This is a genomic window from Ensifer sp. GW101-20A05, assembly GCF_059424735.1.
In genome coordinates, this window is the sequence record NZ_JBWKZT010000005.1 from 164759 (window position 1) to 180667 (window position 15909).

Genomic DNA, 15909 nt, shown 5'->3' on the forward strand with positions numbered 1-15909 from the left:
ACGCGCCGCAGTCCTTCTGCGGCGGATGCACCCGCGTCCTCGAGCTACGGTTGGCGGGCTTGGGCTCCGCCCCTATACACTCGGGGCCGCGCTGAGACGGTCTTTTGCGGCAAAGGGAAGCCGTAGCCGGACGCATGGACAGCCACTCGTTTTCCCGTTTCGCTCGCATGCGAGCTTGGCGAGAATATTCATAGTCTGCTATCTGTCGTGCCAACTCCGATTTCTTGCATATTTCGCATAAGACCGGGCGTGGTATGAGGGATTATCGCGGGTGCAACATGAATGGTCGCTGAACGGTGCCTTTATGTCCGGATTCGGAAATGCGACCATATGCATCTACCTGGAAGGTGATCCATGAACATTACGCTGCTCGTACAGTTTCTCGCGCTTCTGGAGGAGATGAAGACACGCGAGGAAATCGTCCCGGAATTCGAGCGCCTGCTCGATCGCTGCGGCTTCGACTTCTACGGTGTCGTTCGGCAGCCGAAACCGCATGACAATCCGCTGCGGCTGCTGCTCGCCGGCCGCTGGCCGGAAGGCTGGCCGCAGATCTACATCCGCAAGAAGTTCGTGGTGATCGATCCGACCATCCGCTATCTCGGCCATGCGCAGCGCGGCTTCCGCTGGCGTGACACGCTGTTTGCCTTCCGCTCCGATCCACATCGCAAGCGCATGGAAAGCATGATGATCGAGGCCAGAAACCACGGTCTCTACGATGGCTACATCTTTCCGGTGCACGGCCGGCGCGGCCTGCTCGGCAACCTGACGGTCGGCGGTCGCGTCGTCGACTTGAGCCCGGTCGAGATCAGCCTCTTCGACGCCATCGCCAAGCGGCTGTTCTGGAAGCTTCTGGAGCTGACCGATCCCGAGGTTTCGGCCGAACTCGGCTCGCGCGTCGAGGTGCAGATGACGCGGCGCGAAATGGAAGCGCTCAACTATCTCGCCGACGGCATGACTTCGAACGACATAGGCAAGGTGCTCGATATCTCGAGCCATACGGTCGACTGGTATATGAACGGCATCCAGGAGAAATTGAAGGGCAAGAACCGCCATCACGTCGTGGCGATCGCCTTCCGGCTCGGGCTGATCTCCTAGAGTCGAAGGCTTTCGGTTTCCTGTCGCATCTGAAATTGCGCTCTGCTCGGTGACTCGCTAATACTTTATTTCGCGGGTGCAGCATTTCCCGCAATATCAAGTCATTGAGGAGACCGACTTGCCTATCTCGAAGATCCTTGTTGCCAACCGTTCTGAAATTGCCATCCGCGTTTTCCGCGCTGCAAACGAACTCGGTCTGAAAACGGTCGCGATATGGGCTGAAGAGGACAAACTGGCGCTGCACCGCTTCAAGGCGGACGAAAGTTATCAGATCGGCCGCGGGCAGCACCTTGCCCGCGACCTCGGTCCGATCGAGAGCTACCTGTCGATCGAAGAGGTGATCCGCGTCGCCAAGCTTTCGGGCGCCGACGCGATCCATCCGGGCTACGGCCTGCTTTCGGAAAGCCCTGAATTCGTCGATGCCTGTGATGCCGCCGGCATCATCTTCATCGGTCCGCGGCCGGCGACGATGCGCCAGCTCGGCAACAAGGTTGCCGCGCGCAACCTCGCGATTTCCGTCGGCGTGCCGGTCGTTCCGGCCACCGATCCTCTGCCGGACGACGAAAAGGAAATCCACCGCCTTGCGGCCGAGATCGGCTATCCGGTCATGCTCAAGGCCTCCTGGGGCGGCGGCGGACGCGGCATGCGCGCCATTCGCGACCCGAAGGACCTGATCCGTGAGGTGACGGAAGGCAAGCGCGAAGCCAAGGCCGCCTTCGGCAAGGATGAGGTTTATCTTGAAAAGCTGGTTGAGCGCGCCCGCCACGTCGAAAGCCAGATCCTCGGCGATACCCACGGCAATGTCGTGCATCTCTTCGAGCGCGACTGCTCGATCCAGCGCCGCAACCAGAAGGTCGTCGAGCGCGCGCCGGCGCCCTACCTCTCGGATGCGCAGCGCCAGGAGCTTGCCGACTATTCGCTGATGATCGCCCGTGCGACGAGCTATGTCGGCGCCGGCACGGTCGAGTATCTGATGGATGCCAACACCGGCAAGTTCTACTTCATCGAGGTCAACCCGCGCATTCAGGTGGAGCACACCGTCACGGAAGTCGTGACTGGCATCGACATCGTCAAGGCGCAGATCCACATCCTCGACGGCGAGGCGATCGGCACGCCGGAATCGGGCGTGCCGAAGCAGGAGGACATCCGCCTCAACGGTCACGCGCTGCAGTGCCGCATCACCACCGAAGACCCGGAGCAGAACTTCATTCCGGACTATGGCCGCATCACCGGTTATCGCTCGGCGTCCGGCTTCGGCATCCGTCTCGATGGCGGCACCGCCTATCCGGGTGCAGTCATTACCCGCTTCTACGACCCACTGCTCGTCAAGGTTACCGCCTGGGCGCCGAACCCCCTCGAAGCGATCAGCCGCATGGACCGCGCGCTGCGGGAGTTCCGCATCCGCGGTGTGGCAACCAACCTGACCTTTCTCGAGGCGATCATCAGCCATCCGAAGTTCCAGGATAACAGCTATACGACGCGCTTCATCGACACGACTCCGGAACTGTTCCAGCAGGTGAAGCGCCTGGACCGCGCGACGAAGCTCCTCACCTATCTCGCCGACGTCACGGTCAATGGCCACCCGGAGACGAAGGGCCGCCCGAAGCCGCCGGCGGATGCGGCAAAGCCCGTCGTCCCGTTCATCGACGGCGACATCAAATCCGGTACCAAGCAGAAGCTCGACGAACTCGGCCCGAAGAAGTTCGCCGAGTGGGTGCGTGGCGAACGCCAAGTGTTCCTGACCGATACGACGATGCGCGACGGCCATCAGTCGCTGCTTGCGACCCGCATGCGCACCCATGATATCGCCCGCGTCGCCGGCACCTATGCCCGCGCGCTTCCCCAGCTCTTCTCGCTCGAATGCTGGGGTGGCGCGACCTTCGACGTGTCCATGCGCTTCCTCACCGAAGACCCGTGGGATCGCCTGGCCCGCATTCGCGAAGATGCCCCGAACCTGCTGCTGCAGATGCTTCTGCGCGGCGCCAATGGCGTCGGCTACAAAAACTACCCCGACAACGTGGTCAAATACTTCGTGCGCCAGGCGGCAAAAGGCGGCATCGACGTGTTCCGCGTCTTCGACTGCCTCAATTGGGTCGACAACATGCGGGTGTCGATGGAGGCCGTTGCCGAGGAGAATCGCATCTGCGAGGCGGCGATCTGCTATACCGGCGACATCCTGAATTCGGCCCGGCCGAAATACGATCTCAAATACTACACAGCCCTTGCCGCCGACCTCGAAAAGGCCGGCGCGCACATGATCGCCGTCAAGGACATGGCGGGCCTGTTGAAGCCGGCGGCCGCACGCGTGTTGTTCAAGGCGCTGCGTGAGGCGACCGACTTGCCGATCCATTTCCACACCCACGACACCTCGGGCATTGCGGCCGCGACCGTGCTTGCCGCCGTGGAGACCGGCGTCGATGTCGTCGATGCGGCGATGGACGCGCTTTCCGGCAATACCTCGCAGCCCTGCCTCGGCTCGATCGTCGAGGCGCTCCGGGGGTCGGACCGCGATCCGGGTCTCGATCCCGAGTGGATTCGTCGCATCTCCTTCTATTGGGAAGCGGTGCGCCACCAGTATGCCGCCTTCGAAAGCGACCTCAAGGGACCGGCGTCCGAAGTCTACCTGCACGAAATGCCGGGCGGACAGTTCACAAACCTTAAGGAACAGGCGCGTTCGCTCGGTCTCGAAACCAAGTGGCACCGCGTCGCCCAGGCCTATGCCGACGCCAACCAGATATTCGGCGATATCGTCAAGGTGACGCCATCGTCCAAGGTCGTCGGCGACATGGCGCTGATGATGGTGAGCCAGGACCTGACCGTCGCCGACGTCGAAAATCCTGCGAAGGACATCGCTTTCCCGGATTCGGTCGTCTCGATGCTCAAGGGCGATCTCGGCCAGCCCCCGGGCGGCTGGCCGGAAGCGCTGCAGAAGAAGGCGCTGAAGGGCGAAAAGGCCTATACCGCCGTTCCGGGCTCGCTGCTGCCGCCGGCCGACCTCGATGCTGAGCGCAAGGCAATCGAGGACAAGCTTGAGCGCAAGGTCGACGACTTCGAGTTCGCCTCCTATCTGATGTATCCGAAGGTCTTCACCGACTATGCGGTTGCTGCCGACACCTATGGCCCGGTCAGCGTCTTGCCGACGCCGGCCTATTTCTACGGGCTTGCGCCGGGCGAGGAGCTGCAGCCGGAGATCGAGCGGGGCAAGTCGCTCGTGATCCTGCACCAGGCCAAGAGCGAGCCGGACGAGAAGGGCATGGTCAAGGTGTTCTTTGAGCTCAACGGCCAGCCGCGCCTGATCAAAGTGCCGGACCGCAACCGCAGCGCTCAGAGCGCGGTGCGCCGCAAGGCCGAGGTCGGTAACGCCGCCCATCTCGGCGCGCCGATGCCGGGTGTCATCTCGACGGTCTTTGTCTCGCCAGGACAGGCGGTCAAGGCGGGCGACGTGCTGCTTTCGATCGAGGCGATGAAGATGGAAACGGCGCTGCATGCGGAGAAGGACGGCACGATTGCCGAAGTGCTGGTGCGCGCCGGCGACCAGATCGACGCCAAGGATCTGCTGATGGTCTTCGGCGCCTGAGGGTAAGTTCAAACAAACAGAAACGGCCGGATGCGAATCCGGCCGTTTTGTTTTCTGGAAGTAGAGGGGGCGTCTAGCCTGCTGGGGTCGTCCGTCCTGCTCCCCGGACTGAACATCAAGCCCGAGGATGACGGTAGAGATAGACAAGGCTGGCGCAAAGGGTGCCCGACCCACACCCGCCGGATCGTCCTGTGATCCGTCGTCCCCTCCGCTCAGATTTCGTAGTCGTGCGGGGCGCTCAGCGAGGCGATGAACTTCTTGGTACGCTCACGCTCGGGCGCCGAGAAGATCGTCTTCGGGGCACCGCTTTCGACGATGACACCACCATCGAGGAAGATCACCTTGTCGGCGACGCGGGAGGCGAGGCGCAGGTCATGGGTCGCCATGACCATGGTCGTGCCTTCACGGGCAAGCCGGCTCAGGACTTCGACCACTTCCTCCGCCAGTTCCGGGTCGAGGGCAGAGGTCGGCTCGTCGCAGAGAAGCACGCGGGGCGACGGGGCAAGCGCGCGGGCGATCGCCACGCGCTGTTGCTGGCCGCCGGAAAGGGTCGCCGGCCAGGCGTCGGCCTTGTGCGCCATGCCGACCTTTTCCAAGAGTTCCATCGCGCGCGTCTTCGCCCTGTCGGCCGGCCACTTCAGCACCGTGACGAGGCCTTCCATGACGTTGCCGAGCGCGGTCTGGTGGGGGAAGAGCTGGAAGTTCTGGAACACCATTCCGGTCTGCCGGCGCAGGCGCTGGATCGCCGCCCAGCCGACCTTGCGGCCGGGCGAAAATTCGAGCGTCTCGTCCCCAAGCCGGATTGCGCCGGACGTTGGGATTTCCAGCAGATTGATGCAGCGCAGCAGCGTGCTCTTGCCGCCGCCGGATGGGCCGACAAGCGCCGTCACCGTGCCTTCGGCGAGTGTTACGGAAATATCCTTCAGCACGAGATTGTCGCCGAAGCGCTTTTCGATGTGGGAGAGCTCGATCATGCACGTGCCTCCAGGAAGCCGCCATAGCGGGCAAAGCGCCGCTCCAGCCGCACTTGCAGGGCCGAGAGCACGGAGCTCATGGCGAGATAGATCAGCGCCGCCAGGATATAGAGGATCAGCGGCTCGTAGGTGGTGGCGACGATGCGCTGCGCGGTCTGGAACATCTCCGGCACGGTGATGGCGGCGGCCAGCGAGGTGTCCTTCACCAGCGAGATGAAAGTGTTCGACAGCGGCGGCACGGCGACGCGGGTCGCCTGCGGCAGGATGGTGCGACGCATCGCCTGGCTCCAGCTCATGCCGATGGAGTAGGCCGCTTCCCACTGTCCGCGTGGCACTGACGAGATGACGGCGCGGATGATCTCGGAGGTATAGGCGCCGACGTTCAGCGAGAAGCCGATGAGCGCGGCGGTGAAGGCGTCGAGCAGGATGCCGGCGCTCGGCAGCCCGTAGAAGATCACGAAGAGCTGGACGAGCAGCGGCGTGCCGCGGATCACCCAGACGTAAAATCGCGCGATCGCGACGACCGGCGCCGGTCCGAACAGGCGGGCGACGGCGGTTGCGAGCCCGAGGATCAGGCCGAAAATGAAGGAAAGCAGCGTCAGCGGGATGGTGAAGGTGAGGCCGGCCCAGAGCAGGGACGGCAGCGAATCCAGCATCAGTTGGAGCCAGGTGGGCAAGGGGCGGGCCTTTCAAAAAGCGCGATCCGCCCCGGTGTCCGGAACGGATCGCGATTCATAACCGAGAATGGCCGGCGGAGAAACCGACCCGGCGCTCGGGACAGGGGTTACTTCGAGACGTCGGCGCCGAAGTACTTCCGCGAGATCTTGTCGTAGGTACCGTCGGCCTTGATCTCGCCGAGCGCCTTGTTGATCGCTTCCAAGAGTTCCGGCTCGTCCTTGCGGATGATGATGCCGGAGAAGTCGGCGTCAGCCTGTTCGGCCGCGATCTTTACCGGCGCGTCGGGCTTCTTCTTCTTGAAATCGAGGAAGGAGAGGCTGTCGTTTATCGTGGCATCGGCGCGGCCGGTGAGCACGAGCTGGATCGACTGGTCGAAGCCGTCGGTGCCGACGAGTTCGGCGCCGGAGGCGGTTGCGAGCTTGCCGAAGTTGCTGGTCAGCGACTGAGCCGACTTCTTGCCCTTGAGATCGGCGAAGCCCTTGATCTCCTCGTTGTCGGTCTTGACGATCAGCACGGCCTTCGAGGCGATGTAGGGCTCGGAGAAGTCGTACTTCTTCTTGCGCTCTTCGGTGATGCCGACCTGGTTGATGACCGTGTCGTAGCGGTTGGCGTCGAGGCCGGCGATCAGGCCGTCCCACTTGCCTTCGAGGAATTCGGCCTTGACGCCGAGCTTCTCGGCGACGGCCTGGCCGATCTCAACGTCGAAGCCGACAAGAGCGCCGGAGGCATCGTGATAGGTGAAGGGCGCATAGGTGCCCTCGGTGCCGATCTTCAGGACGCCGGCGGATTTGACCGCGTCGAGATTCTCGCCGGCTTCAGCGGAGGCGAGGGCGGCAACCTGCATCAGAGCGGCGGCGAACAGCGTGGGGAGGAGCTTCATCGTGATTTCCATCTTCTTTGTGGTCCGGCCCGTCGTCCGGATTGAGCGGACAATCGCACAAAAGATTGGCGATCTGAGCGTATAAAACACCAATTCCCGAGCGTTTTGATGAAGAATTTTCCTCGAAATGGCGTCGACCACGCGCAAAAGGCACGGTTTGCTCGAATTGCTGGCCCGCGGTGATTTGGCTGACTCCGCGACTTGAAATCGGTTTCAAAATTCGCTATGCACATTTATGGCGATTCATGCACGTTTATGCACGATTGGTAAAAATGTCCGGTGAACTCCTTCTTCGTGAACGAAAGACGCTGATCCAGGAGCGGCTGAAGGCCAAGGGCCGGGTGCTGGCTGCGGATCTTGCTGCCGAGCTCAATGTTTCCGAAGACACGATCCGCCGTGACCTGCGCGAAATGGCGGCAGCGGGGCTTTGCGAGCGGGTCTATGGTGGCGCGCTCCCGGTCGTTCCTGCTGCACACAGCAGTTTGAGCGAGCGGGCGGCGATGGCGCCGGAGCGCAAGGCAGCACTTGCCCGCACGGCGGTCGGATTGATCAAGCCGGGCATGACCGTGTTCCTCGATGCCGGTTCCACAAACCTCGCCATCGCGCAATTGATCGAGCCGGAGCTCCAGGTCACGATTGTCACCAATACGCCGCTGATCGCTGCAGCGCTGATGGAGAAGCCTGGCGTCGATCTCATCCTGCTTGGCGGGCCACTCAACCGTGCGGTCGGTGCGGCCATCAGCGCGCGGGCGCAGCGCGACGCCGAACTGCTCAGGCCCGATCTCTGCTTTCTCGGCACCTGCGGCGCCGATGCCGAAGCGGGCCTGACGGCGATCTATTTCGAGGACGCCGAATTCAAGCGGCTCGTCGCCTTGCGCAGCCGCCGTCTGGTCGTTGCCATCACCAGCGACAAACTCGGGACGGCTGCCGCTCATGGGATCGTCGATATCGACGACAAGGCGACGCTGCTTCTCGAGGCAGACGCGCCTGCTGAGCATCGCGCGGCATTCGAGGCAGCGGGTGCAGACATCCTGATTGCGGGAGGGGTGGAACAATGACGATAACCCATGTGGCTCTCTGGACCCACGACCTCGATAAGATTGCCGGATTCTGGTCGGCGTTCTTCGGTGCGGAGGTCGGCGACGTTTACGAAAGCCGGCGGCGGCCTGGCTTCCGTTCGCGCTTCCTGACACTCGGCAAAGGACCGGCGATCGAGATCATGGAAGGTCCCTGGGTCGCTCCGGGTGATCCGGCCGAGCTCGAGCGCGCAGGCTTTGCCCATGTCGCGCTGTCGCTCGGCAGCGAACAGGCGGTCGATGCCATTGCTGTGCGCGCCGAGGCCGAGGGCATCCTGGTCGCGAAGGCGCGCTGGACCGGCGACGGCTTCTACGAGGCGGTGCTGCGCGACCCCGATGGAAATCTGATCGAAATCACTGTTTGAGCCGGCCCGATCCGGCACAGAGGCAATACCATGGACCAACGTTCTCCCACTGCAACCGTCCGCCAGGGCTATATGACCCGCAACCGGCTGGCGGTTTCCCTGCTCTTTCTGATGAATGGCTTCGTCACCGGCAGCTGGGCGCCGAAGATCCCCGAGTTCAAGGACCGGCTCGGCATCAGCGAAAGCGTACTCGGCCTCCTGATCCTGATGTTTGGCATCGGCTCGCTGGTGCTGATGCCGATTGCCGGCGGCTACATCGCCCGCATCGGCTCGCAGAAGGTCGTCAAGGTCACGGCCATCATCCTGTCGCCGCTGCTTCTGCTTTTGACCTTGGTGCCAAACGTCTGGGCGGCGGCGATCGGCATGTTCGTGCTCGGCGGTTTCGTCGGCGCGATGGATGTCGCCATGAACGCCAATGCGGTCGAGGTCGAGAAATCGATGCGGCGGGCAATCATGTCCTCCTGCCACGCCTATTGGAGCCTCGGCGGCCTGATCGGCGCCGGCATCGGCGGGTTCCTCATGGCGCGCGTCGGCGTGCTGCCACATGTCTTCGTCGTCACCGTGATCTGCCTGACGTTGATTGCGATTGCCTGGCCGATGATCCTTGCCGACAAGCCGCATCCGGCCGCCGCCAAGGAAAAGCTCCGCCTGCCGATGACGCCGCTTCCCTGGCTGATCGGCATCATGGCGCTGTTTTCGATGGTGCCGGAGGGCACGGTGCTCGATTGGGGCGCGCTCTACCTGCGCAACGAGCTTGGTGCCTCGGTGGAACTGTCCGGCTTCGGCTTCGCCGCCTTCTCCGCCACCATGGCGACCATGCGCTTTGCTGGCGACCTCGTGCGCGACCGCTTCGGCGCCAAGAAGACGCTGCGCATCTGCACGGTCACTGCGCTTATCGGCATGATCATCGCGGGCACGGCGCCGAATGCCTATATCGCCATCCTCGGCTTTGCGATTGCCGGCGTCGGCATCTCCAACATGGTGCCGATCGCTTTTTCGGCGGCTGGCAACATGCCGGGCCTGCAGCCTGGCATCGGCCTTTCGGTCGCGACCTTCATGGGCTATTCGGGCATGCTGTTTGCGCCATCGGTGATCGGTTTCGTCGCCGAGCATACGGGCTTTGCCATCGTCTTTGCCTCGGTGCCGGTGCTGTTCATCGTCGTGCTGATGCTGTCGCATCATGCTCATCATGCCGACCACGCAAAGGGACACTGACGGCGGCCGCCTGCCATCAAATCGCCGTCAGGGCATGATGTCGCCGTTGACAACGGTGCTTTCCTCATCCACCTGATGGACGAAAAGCAAGAGCGGGACGGGCAGAAGTCCATGTGGTTTTCCGCCCGCATCCCGCGCTGAAACGATGAGACCAGGTCACTGGCGTGACCTGGGGACCAAGAGGCCTTCATGTCTGCCGCCTTCGATTTTGATCCGCAGCCCCGCCGCGCGTCCGTCGCCGTCGATGTCGGCGGGGTCATAGTGGGCGGTGGCGCGCCGGTGGTCGTCCAGTCGATGACCAACACCGATACCGCTGATATCGACGGAACGGTGGCCCAGGTGGCGGCCCTCCACAAGGCCGGCTCGGAACTGGTGCGCATCACCGTCGACCGCGACGAAAGTGCCGCCGCCGTGCCGAAGATCCGCGAGCGCCTCGAGCGCCTCGGTCTGGATGTGCCGCTCGTCGGCGACTTCCACTATATCGGCCACAAGCTGCTCGCCGATCATCCGGCCTGCGCCGAAGCGCTCGCCAAGTACCGCATCAACCCGGGCAATGTCGGCTTCAAGGACAAGAAGGACAAGCAGTTCGCCGAGATCGTCGAAATGGCGATCCGCTACGACAAGCCGGTGCGCATCGGCGTCAATTGGGGCTCGCTCGACCAGGAACTGCTGACGCGGCTGATGGACGAGAACCAGGCGAACGGCTTTCCGCTGACGGCCCAGCAGGTGACGCGCGAGACCATCGTGCAGTCGGCGCTCTTGTCGGCGGATCTCGCAGAAGAGATCGGCCTGCCACGCAACCGCATCATTCTCTCCGCCAAGGTTTCGGGTGTCCAGGACCTGATCGCCGTCTACGCCATGCTGTCGGCACGCTCCGACCATGCGCTGCATCTCGGGCTGACGGAAGCCGGCATGGGCACCAAGGGCATCGTCGCCTCCTCGGCCTCGCTCGGCATCCTGATGCAGCAGGGCATCGGCGACACGATCCGCATTTCGCTGACGCCGGAGCCCGGTGGCGACCGCACCCGCGAGGTGCAGGTGGCGCAGGAACTGCTACAGGTCATGGGCTTCCGCCAGTTCATTCCGGTGGTTGCAGCGTGTCCCGGCTGCGGGCGCACGACGTCCACCGTGTTCCAGGAGCTCGCGCAGAAGATCCAGGACGACATCCGCCGCAACATGCCGGTCTGGCGCGAGAAATATCCCGGTGTCGAAGGCCTGAAGGTCGCGGTGATGGGCTGCATCGTCAACGGCCCGGGCGAAAGCAAACATGCGGACATCGGCATCTCGCTTCCGGGCACCGGTGAAATGCCGGCCGCCCCAGTTTTCGTTGACGGCCAGAAGGCGATGACCCTGCGCGGCCCGAACATCGCCGCGGACTTCGAGACGCTGGTTTCCGATTATATCGAGAAGCGTTATGGCCGCGGCCAGGCGGCTGCCGAATAGGCGGTTTCTTCCGGGCAGTTCCAAGCGACGTACAAGGCTCCTGCCGCCCGGAAGCGCGCGGCTTGGGGCCTATCGCCGCGACGTCAGCCCGCTCTCAGGTGGAATCACTCGAAGCGGAAAGACGCTCTAGAGGATCTCGTCCAGCGCTTCGATCAGTCGCGCGCATTCCTGATCGGTGCCGATCGTGATGCGTAGGAAATCGGAAATGCGGGGCTTGGCGAAATGGCGGACCAGCACGGCCCGTTCGCGCAGCGCCTTCATCAATGCCTCGCCGTCATGGCCCGGATGCCGGGCGAACACAAAGTTGGCCTGAGATGGCAATACCTCGAAGCCGCGTTGAGCGAGGTCCGCCGCAAGCTGTTCGCGGGAGCCGATGATTTTTGCGCGCGTTTCCTCGAACCAGGTTTCGTCCTCGATCGCGGCGATGGCGCCTGCCTGCGCCGGACGGCCGAGCGGATAGGAGTTGAAGCTGTCCTTCACCCGCTCCAGCGCCTCGATCAGCGGCCGCTGGCCGATGGCGAAGCCGACACGAAGGCCTGCAAGCGCGCGCGACTTGGAGAAGGTCTGGACGACCAGCAGGTTCTCGTATTTCGAAACGAGTTCTGCTGCCGACTGGCCGCCGAAGTCGACATAGGCCTCGTCGATGACGACGGGCTGGTCCGGGTGGCTTGCGACGAGCCGCTCGATTTCGGCGAGCGGCAGGCCGATGCCGGTCGGAGCGTTCGGGTTCGGCAGGATGATCGCGCCGCAGGGGCGATCATAGTCGGCGATGTCGATCTCGAAGGCGTCGTTGAGCGGGACCTCGACCGTGTCGATCTCGAAAAGCCGAGCGTAGGTCGAATAGAAGCTGTAGGAAATATCCGGATAGAGCAGCGGAGAGTCGTGCTTCAGGAGGCCGGCGAAGATATGGGCCAGCACCTCGTCCGAGCCGTTGCCGACGAAGACTTCTTCCGCCGTCACGCCATAGCGCGCGGCGATCGCCTGGCGAAGCTTCAGCGCCAGCGGGTCGGGATAAAGGCGGAGATCGCTGCTTGCTGCAGCACCGATCGCGTCGAGCACGTTTTGCGAGGGACCGTAGGGGCATTCGTTGGTGTTGAGCTTCACCAGATTGGCGATGCGCGGCTGCTCGCCCGGGACGTAGGGCTTGAGCTTGGAGACGATCGGCGACCAGAATTTGCTCACGGGGCTAGTTCCTGCGGTTGGCGACGAAGCGGGCGGTATCGACGAGAATGGCAGAGCGCTCGCCATAGGGCGCGAGCAGGGCTTCGGCTTCTGCGACCAGTTGCTCCAGCCGCTCCTCTGCCCAGACCTGGCCGTGCAGCGCGACGAGCGTGCCTTTGCCGCGAGCGGCGTCCTTGCCGGTCGCCTTGCCCATGGTCTCTGCGTCAGCGGTGAGGTCGAGCAGGTCGTCGGCGAGCTGGAAGGCAAGGCCGATCTTTTCGCCGAAGTGGCGAAGCCGGGCGCGGTCGTTTTCCGATGCGCCGGCGACGATGGCGCCCGCTTCGCAGGCGAAGCGGATGAGGGCGCCGGTTTTCATGGCCTGCAGCGTCACGATGCCGGCCTCGTCGGGCGGCGACTTCTCTGCTGCCAGATCGAGCGCCTGTCCGCCAGCCATGCCGCCGTGGCCGGCGGCGCGTCCGAGCGCCAGGATCAGCTCCACTTTCTGGCCGTCCGTCAACAGCGTTTCGGGGGCCGCGATGATGTCGAAGGCGAAGGTCAGCAGGCTGTCGCCGGCGAGGATCGCGGTTGCCTCGTCGAAGGCCCTGTGCACCGTCGGCTGGCCGCGCCTGATATCGTCGTCATCCATCGCCGGCAGGTCGTCATGGACGAGGGAATAGCAATGTACGCATTCGAGTGCCGCGCCGACGCGCAAGGATGCATCGAGGCCGCCGCCGAGAAGATCCGCACATTCGATCACCAGGAAGGGGCGCAGACGCTTGCCGCCGTTCAGCACGCCGTGCCGCATGGCCGCGAGCAGGTTTGTCGGTCGCGTGATCTCGTCGACCGCCGTCGCCGAGCCGAGCAGGCGCTCGAGCAGAGCTTCGACGGCGCGGGCATTGCCGGTGAGGCGGCGGGTGAAGGGCGATGTGTCCTGGCTCATGCGCGCTCTTTGGCACGGGCGAAGAGGGCTTTCAACGGGGATTCGTGTCGCAGCGGCGCGCTTTCCCTGGGACAGCCGCCTGGGCGCCTTGCCTTTTACCAGAAAGCCCGTTCAACTTTGCCGGACCATACACTAAGAGAAGCGGATGGACAGCGAGGTGAACAGTCAGGCCGTGAACGTCGTTCCGGAAGCGCGCGAGGAGGGCGAAGTGCCTTCCAGTCGCTGGTCGTCGCTTCGCCGGACGTTGCGCACGAAACGCCGCCAGATCATCCTGGCTGTCCTGGGTTTCGTTGCCCTGCCCTATGTGCTGATCGTTCTCTATCTCTTCGAGTTCGTCCACCCGGTCTCCACCTTGATGCTGCGCGATCTCGTTCTACTTCGCGGCTACGACCGCCAATGGGTCGATTTCGAAAACATCTCGCCGGTGCTCGTCCAATCGGTGATGATGTCAGAGGACGGTCAGTTCTGCGCCCATGACGGCGTCGACTGGGGCCAGATGCGCGGCGTGGTCGAGGATGCGCTTGAAGGGGAATCGACCCGTGGCGCCAGCACCATCCCGATGCAGACCGTCAAGAACCTCTACCTCTGGAACGGCCGCTCCTTCCTGCGCAAGGGCATGGAGCTGCCGCTGGCGGTCGCTGCCGATTTCGTCTGGAGCAAGCGGCGGATGATGGAGATCTATTTGAACGTCGCCGAATGGGGTGATGGGATCTACGGTATCGAGGCGGCGGCCCGCCACCATTTCGGCGTTTCCGCGGCGAAGCTCTCGCGCCGGCAGGCCGCACTGCTTGCGGTTTCGCTGCCCAACCCGAAAGAGCGCAATGCCGGCAAACCCGGCCGTGGGCTCAAGCGTCTGGCGAATTTGATCGAGCGTCGCGCCAGCCGCTCCGGCGGCTACATCACCTGCCTTTATGATTGAGATCAGACCTTTTCATTGGATGCGGTTGCCGGGGGATGTCATCCTGGCTTCGTAGAGTTCTGCCATCTGGGCCCTCTCTCCATTCAAAAGGCCCGATCGCTCCCATGACCTCGATTTCCCCTTCGCTTCTCGCCTTTGGCCGCAACGCGGACACCATTCCGCCGAAGCATCTCGGAACCCGCTACGCCACGGACGGCCGCTTCCTGCGTGAGCCGGGCAACACGGTCGTCTCCCACGTCACCGCCGGATCGCCGTCCGAGACGGCCGTGCTTGCCGTGCGCGAGCGTCTGATGGCGATGCCCGAGGCGGGGCAGTTCGCCTTCACGCATCCGTCCAGCCTGCACATGACGATCTTCCAGGGCATCATCGAATATCGTCGCAGGCTACCCTATTGGCCCGTCGATATGGCGCTCGATACACCGATCGATGTGATGACCGAACACTACTGTGCGCGGCTGAGGCACTTTGCGCCGTTGCAGCCCTTCCGTGCCCGCGTGACCGAGATCACGCCAACCGGTCTCGCGCTTGAAGGCGACAGCGTCGCCGATCGGGCTTGCCTCAAGGCCTGGCGCGATGCTTTCGCCGAAGTCTTCGGCTATCGCCATCCTGATCATGACGACTATGCGTTTCACATCACCTTCGCCTATGTCATCGACTGGCTCGATGACGCGGCACTGCCGCGCTGGCAGGAAATGTTGAGCGAACAACTCGCCTGCCTCAGGGAGCGGGCGCCCGTGATCGAGCTCGATCCGCCGGCCTTCTGCTCGTTCGAGGACATGAACCATTTCGAGGAACTGATCGTTTTCTCGGACAGATCAGCAATCACGGCCAGCAATTAAGGCCAGCATCAAGGAATGTAGATGACCGGACTTACCCTTTACGTCGGCAACAAGAACTATTCGTCCTGGTCGATGCGGCCCTGGATGGCGATGACCGCCGCGGGCATCGCCTTCGAGGACGTGGTCATTCCCTTCGATTTCGCGGCCGGCAATCCTGATATCCGCGCGATCTCGCCGACCGGAAAGGTGCCGCTGCTGCGCCACGGCGATCTGCTCGTCTGGGAATCGCTGGCGATCATCGAATATGTCGCCGAGCTCTTTCCCGACGCCGGGCTTTGGCCGTCCGATCGCCAGGCCCGCGCCCGGGCCCGCAGCTATTCCATGGAGATGCTCTCCGGTTTCAGGGCGCTGCGCGGTGCCTGCCCGATGAACATCCGCCGGGAGAGGCGGGCGCTTCAGGTGGATGCCGACGTTCGCGCTGATGTCGTGCGCATCGAGCAGATCTGGAAGGAGGCGCTTGCCCACTCCGGCGGGCCGTTCCTCTTCGGATCCTTCAGCGCGGCCGATGCAATGTACGCGCCTGTGGTCAACCGCTTCGACGTCTACGATCTCGTTGCGGATCAAGAAACGCTCGGCTACATGCAACGGGTGAAGGCACATTTCGCTTTCCGGAAGTGGGAAGAGGCTGCCCGCGCCGAGCCGTGGGTCGTTCCCGATGACGAGGTCTGAATCGGCGCCGCCAGATCTTGAGTCGAAAAATTGCGGCTGGGGACTGGTCAAACAGCAGTTGCCCATGTATAAGCGCGC

The 15909-nt window shown here is 63.4% G+C and carries 14 protein-coding genes; 9 read left to right on the forward strand and 5 right to left on the reverse strand.

The features are described from left to right. Positions 1-354 precede the first annotated feature (354 nt). Both AC070A_RS15160 and pyc read left to right on the forward strand, forming a co-directional pair. Positions 355-1095, forward strand: a complete 741-nt coding sequence (locus AC070A_RS15160; protein WP_057254868.1) for a helix-turn-helix transcriptional regulator — start codon at positions 355-357, stop codon at positions 1093-1095. A gap of 118 nt (positions 1096-1213) precedes the next feature. Beyond that, the gene (gene pyc / locus AC070A_RS15165; RefSeq protein WP_112995636.1) at positions 1214-4672 is read left to right on the forward strand and encodes a pyruvate carboxylase; all 3459 of its coding nucleotides are present in this window, start codon (positions 1214-1216) and stop codon (positions 4670-4672) included. Positions 4673-4884: 212 nt separating this feature from the next. Here pyc and AC070A_RS15170 read toward each other — a convergent pair whose 3' ends face one another. The 3 genes from AC070A_RS15170 to AC070A_RS15180 form a co-directional block, all read right to left on the reverse strand. Continuing rightward, positions 4885-5646, reverse strand: coding sequence for an amino acid ABC transporter ATP-binding protein (locus AC070A_RS15170; RefSeq protein ID WP_058328026.1), 762 nt, complete (start codon positions 5644-5646; stop codon positions 4885-4887). Then, the gene (locus AC070A_RS15175) at positions 5643-6323 is read right to left on the reverse strand and encodes an amino acid ABC transporter permease (protein WP_082616163.1); all 681 of its coding nucleotides are present in this window, start codon (positions 6321-6323) and stop codon (positions 5643-5645) included. Before AC070A_RS15175 ends, AC070A_RS15170 begins: the two co-directional genes overlap by 4 nt. Positions 6324-6430: 107 nt before the next feature. Next, complete coding sequence (locus AC070A_RS15180) at positions 6431-7204, reverse strand: amino acid ABC transporter substrate-binding protein (protein WP_492384756.1); 774 nt, start codon at positions 7202-7204, stop codon at positions 6431-6433. Positions 7205-7476: 272 nt separating this feature from the next. Here AC070A_RS15180 and AC070A_RS15185 point away from each other — a divergent pair, with 272 nt between their 5' ends. From AC070A_RS15185 to ispG, 4 genes are all read left to right on the forward strand, one after another. After that, on the forward strand, positions 7477-8262 hold the full coding sequence (locus tag AC070A_RS15185) for a DeoR/GlpR family DNA-binding transcription regulator (protein ID WP_093233449.1): 786 nt from the start codon (positions 7477-7479) through the stop codon (positions 8260-8262). After that, positions 8259-8645 (forward strand): glyoxalase/bleomycin resistance/extradiol dioxygenase family protein, encoded by a 387-nt coding sequence (locus AC070A_RS15190; RefSeq protein WP_058328024.1) that lies wholly within the window; start codon positions 8259-8261, stop codon positions 8643-8645. The genes AC070A_RS15185 and AC070A_RS15190 overlap by 4 nt, the downstream gene beginning before the upstream one ends. 30 nt (positions 8646-8675) lie before the next feature. Next, positions 8676-9860, forward strand: a complete 1185-nt coding sequence (locus AC070A_RS15195; protein WP_058328023.1) for an MFS transporter — start codon at positions 8676-8678, stop codon at positions 9858-9860. A 189-nt stretch (positions 9861-10049) separates the two neighbouring features. Further along, positions 10050-11303 carry a flavodoxin-dependent (E)-4-hydroxy-3-methylbut-2-enyl-diphosphate synthase gene (gene ispG / locus AC070A_RS15200; RefSeq protein ID WP_057254876.1) on the forward strand — a complete coding sequence of 418 codons (1254 nt, stop codon included), beginning with the start codon at positions 10050-10052 and terminating at the stop codon, positions 11301-11303. 126 nt (positions 11304-11429) lie between these two features. Here ispG and hisC read toward each other — a convergent pair whose 3' ends face one another. Both hisC and AC070A_RS15210 read right to left on the reverse strand, forming a co-directional pair. Beyond that, positions 11430-12485, reverse strand: a complete 1056-nt coding sequence (gene hisC / locus AC070A_RS15205; RefSeq protein WP_112995637.1) for a histidinol-phosphate transaminase — start codon at positions 12483-12485, stop codon at positions 11430-11432. Positions 12486-12489: 4 nt separating this feature from the next. Continuing rightward, positions 12490-13404: a polyprenyl synthetase family protein gene (locus tag AC070A_RS15210; protein WP_112995638.1), complete on the reverse strand. Its 915-nt coding sequence runs from the start codon at positions 13402-13404 to the stop codon at positions 12490-12492. Positions 13405-13549: 145 nt separating this feature from the next. Between AC070A_RS15210 and mtgA the strand changes: the two genes are divergently transcribed. From mtgA to AC070A_RS15225, 3 genes are all read left to right on the forward strand, one after another. Continuing rightward, entirely contained in the window at positions 13550-14323 is a 774-nt protein-coding gene (gene mtgA / locus AC070A_RS15215; RefSeq protein ID WP_112995639.1) for a monofunctional biosynthetic peptidoglycan transglycosylase, read from the forward strand. Between the two features lie 104 nt (positions 14324-14427). Next, complete coding sequence (locus AC070A_RS15220) at positions 14428-15162, forward strand: DUF1868 domain-containing protein (protein ID WP_058321665.1); 735 nt, start codon at positions 14428-14430, stop codon at positions 15160-15162. A 21-nt stretch (positions 15163-15183) separates the two neighbouring features. Then, positions 15184-15831: a glutathione S-transferase family protein gene (locus AC070A_RS15225; RefSeq protein WP_057254880.1), complete on the forward strand. Its 648-nt coding sequence runs from the start codon at positions 15184-15186 to the stop codon at positions 15829-15831. Positions 15832-15909 lie beyond the last annotated feature (78 nt).

Coding starts and splice junctions, on each gene's coding strand:
- AC070A_RS15160 (WP_057254868.1), top strand. CDS start 355: ATGAACATTACGCTGCTCGTACAGTTTCTCGCGCTTCTGGAGGAGATG.
- AC070A_RS15170 (WP_058328026.1), bottom strand. CDS start 5,646: ATGATCGAGCTCTCCCACATCGAAAAGCGCTTCGGCGACAATCTCGTG.
- AC070A_RS15180 (WP_492384756.1), bottom strand. CDS start 7,204: ATGAAGCTCCTCCCCACGCTGTTCGCCGCCGCTCTGATGCAGGTTGCC.
- AC070A_RS15185 (WP_093233449.1), top strand. CDS start 7,477: ATGTCCGGTGAACTCCTTCTTCGTGAACGAAAGACGCTGATCCAGGAG.
- AC070A_RS15190 (WP_058328024.1), top strand. CDS start 8,259: ATGACGATAACCCATGTGGCTCTCTGGACCCACGACCTCGATAAGATT.
- AC070A_RS15195 (WP_058328023.1), top strand. CDS start 8,676: ATGGACCAACGTTCTCCCACTGCAACCGTCCGCCAGGGCTATATGACC.
- ispG (WP_057254876.1), top strand. CDS start 10,050: ATGTCTGCCGCCTTCGATTTTGATCCGCAGCCCCGCCGCGCGTCCGTC.
- AC070A_RS15210 (WP_112995638.1), bottom strand. CDS start 13,404: ATGAGCCAGGACACATCGCCCTTCACCCGCCGCCTCACCGGCAATGCC.
- mtgA (WP_112995639.1), top strand. CDS start 13,550: ATGGACAGCGAGGTGAACAGTCAGGCCGTGAACGTCGTTCCGGAAGCG.
- AC070A_RS15220 (WP_058321665.1), top strand. CDS start 14,428: ATGACCTCGATTTCCCCTTCGCTTCTCGCCTTTGGCCGCAACGCGGAC.
- AC070A_RS15225 (WP_057254880.1), top strand. CDS start 15,184: ATGACCGGACTTACCCTTTACGTCGGCAACAAGAACTATTCGTCCTGG.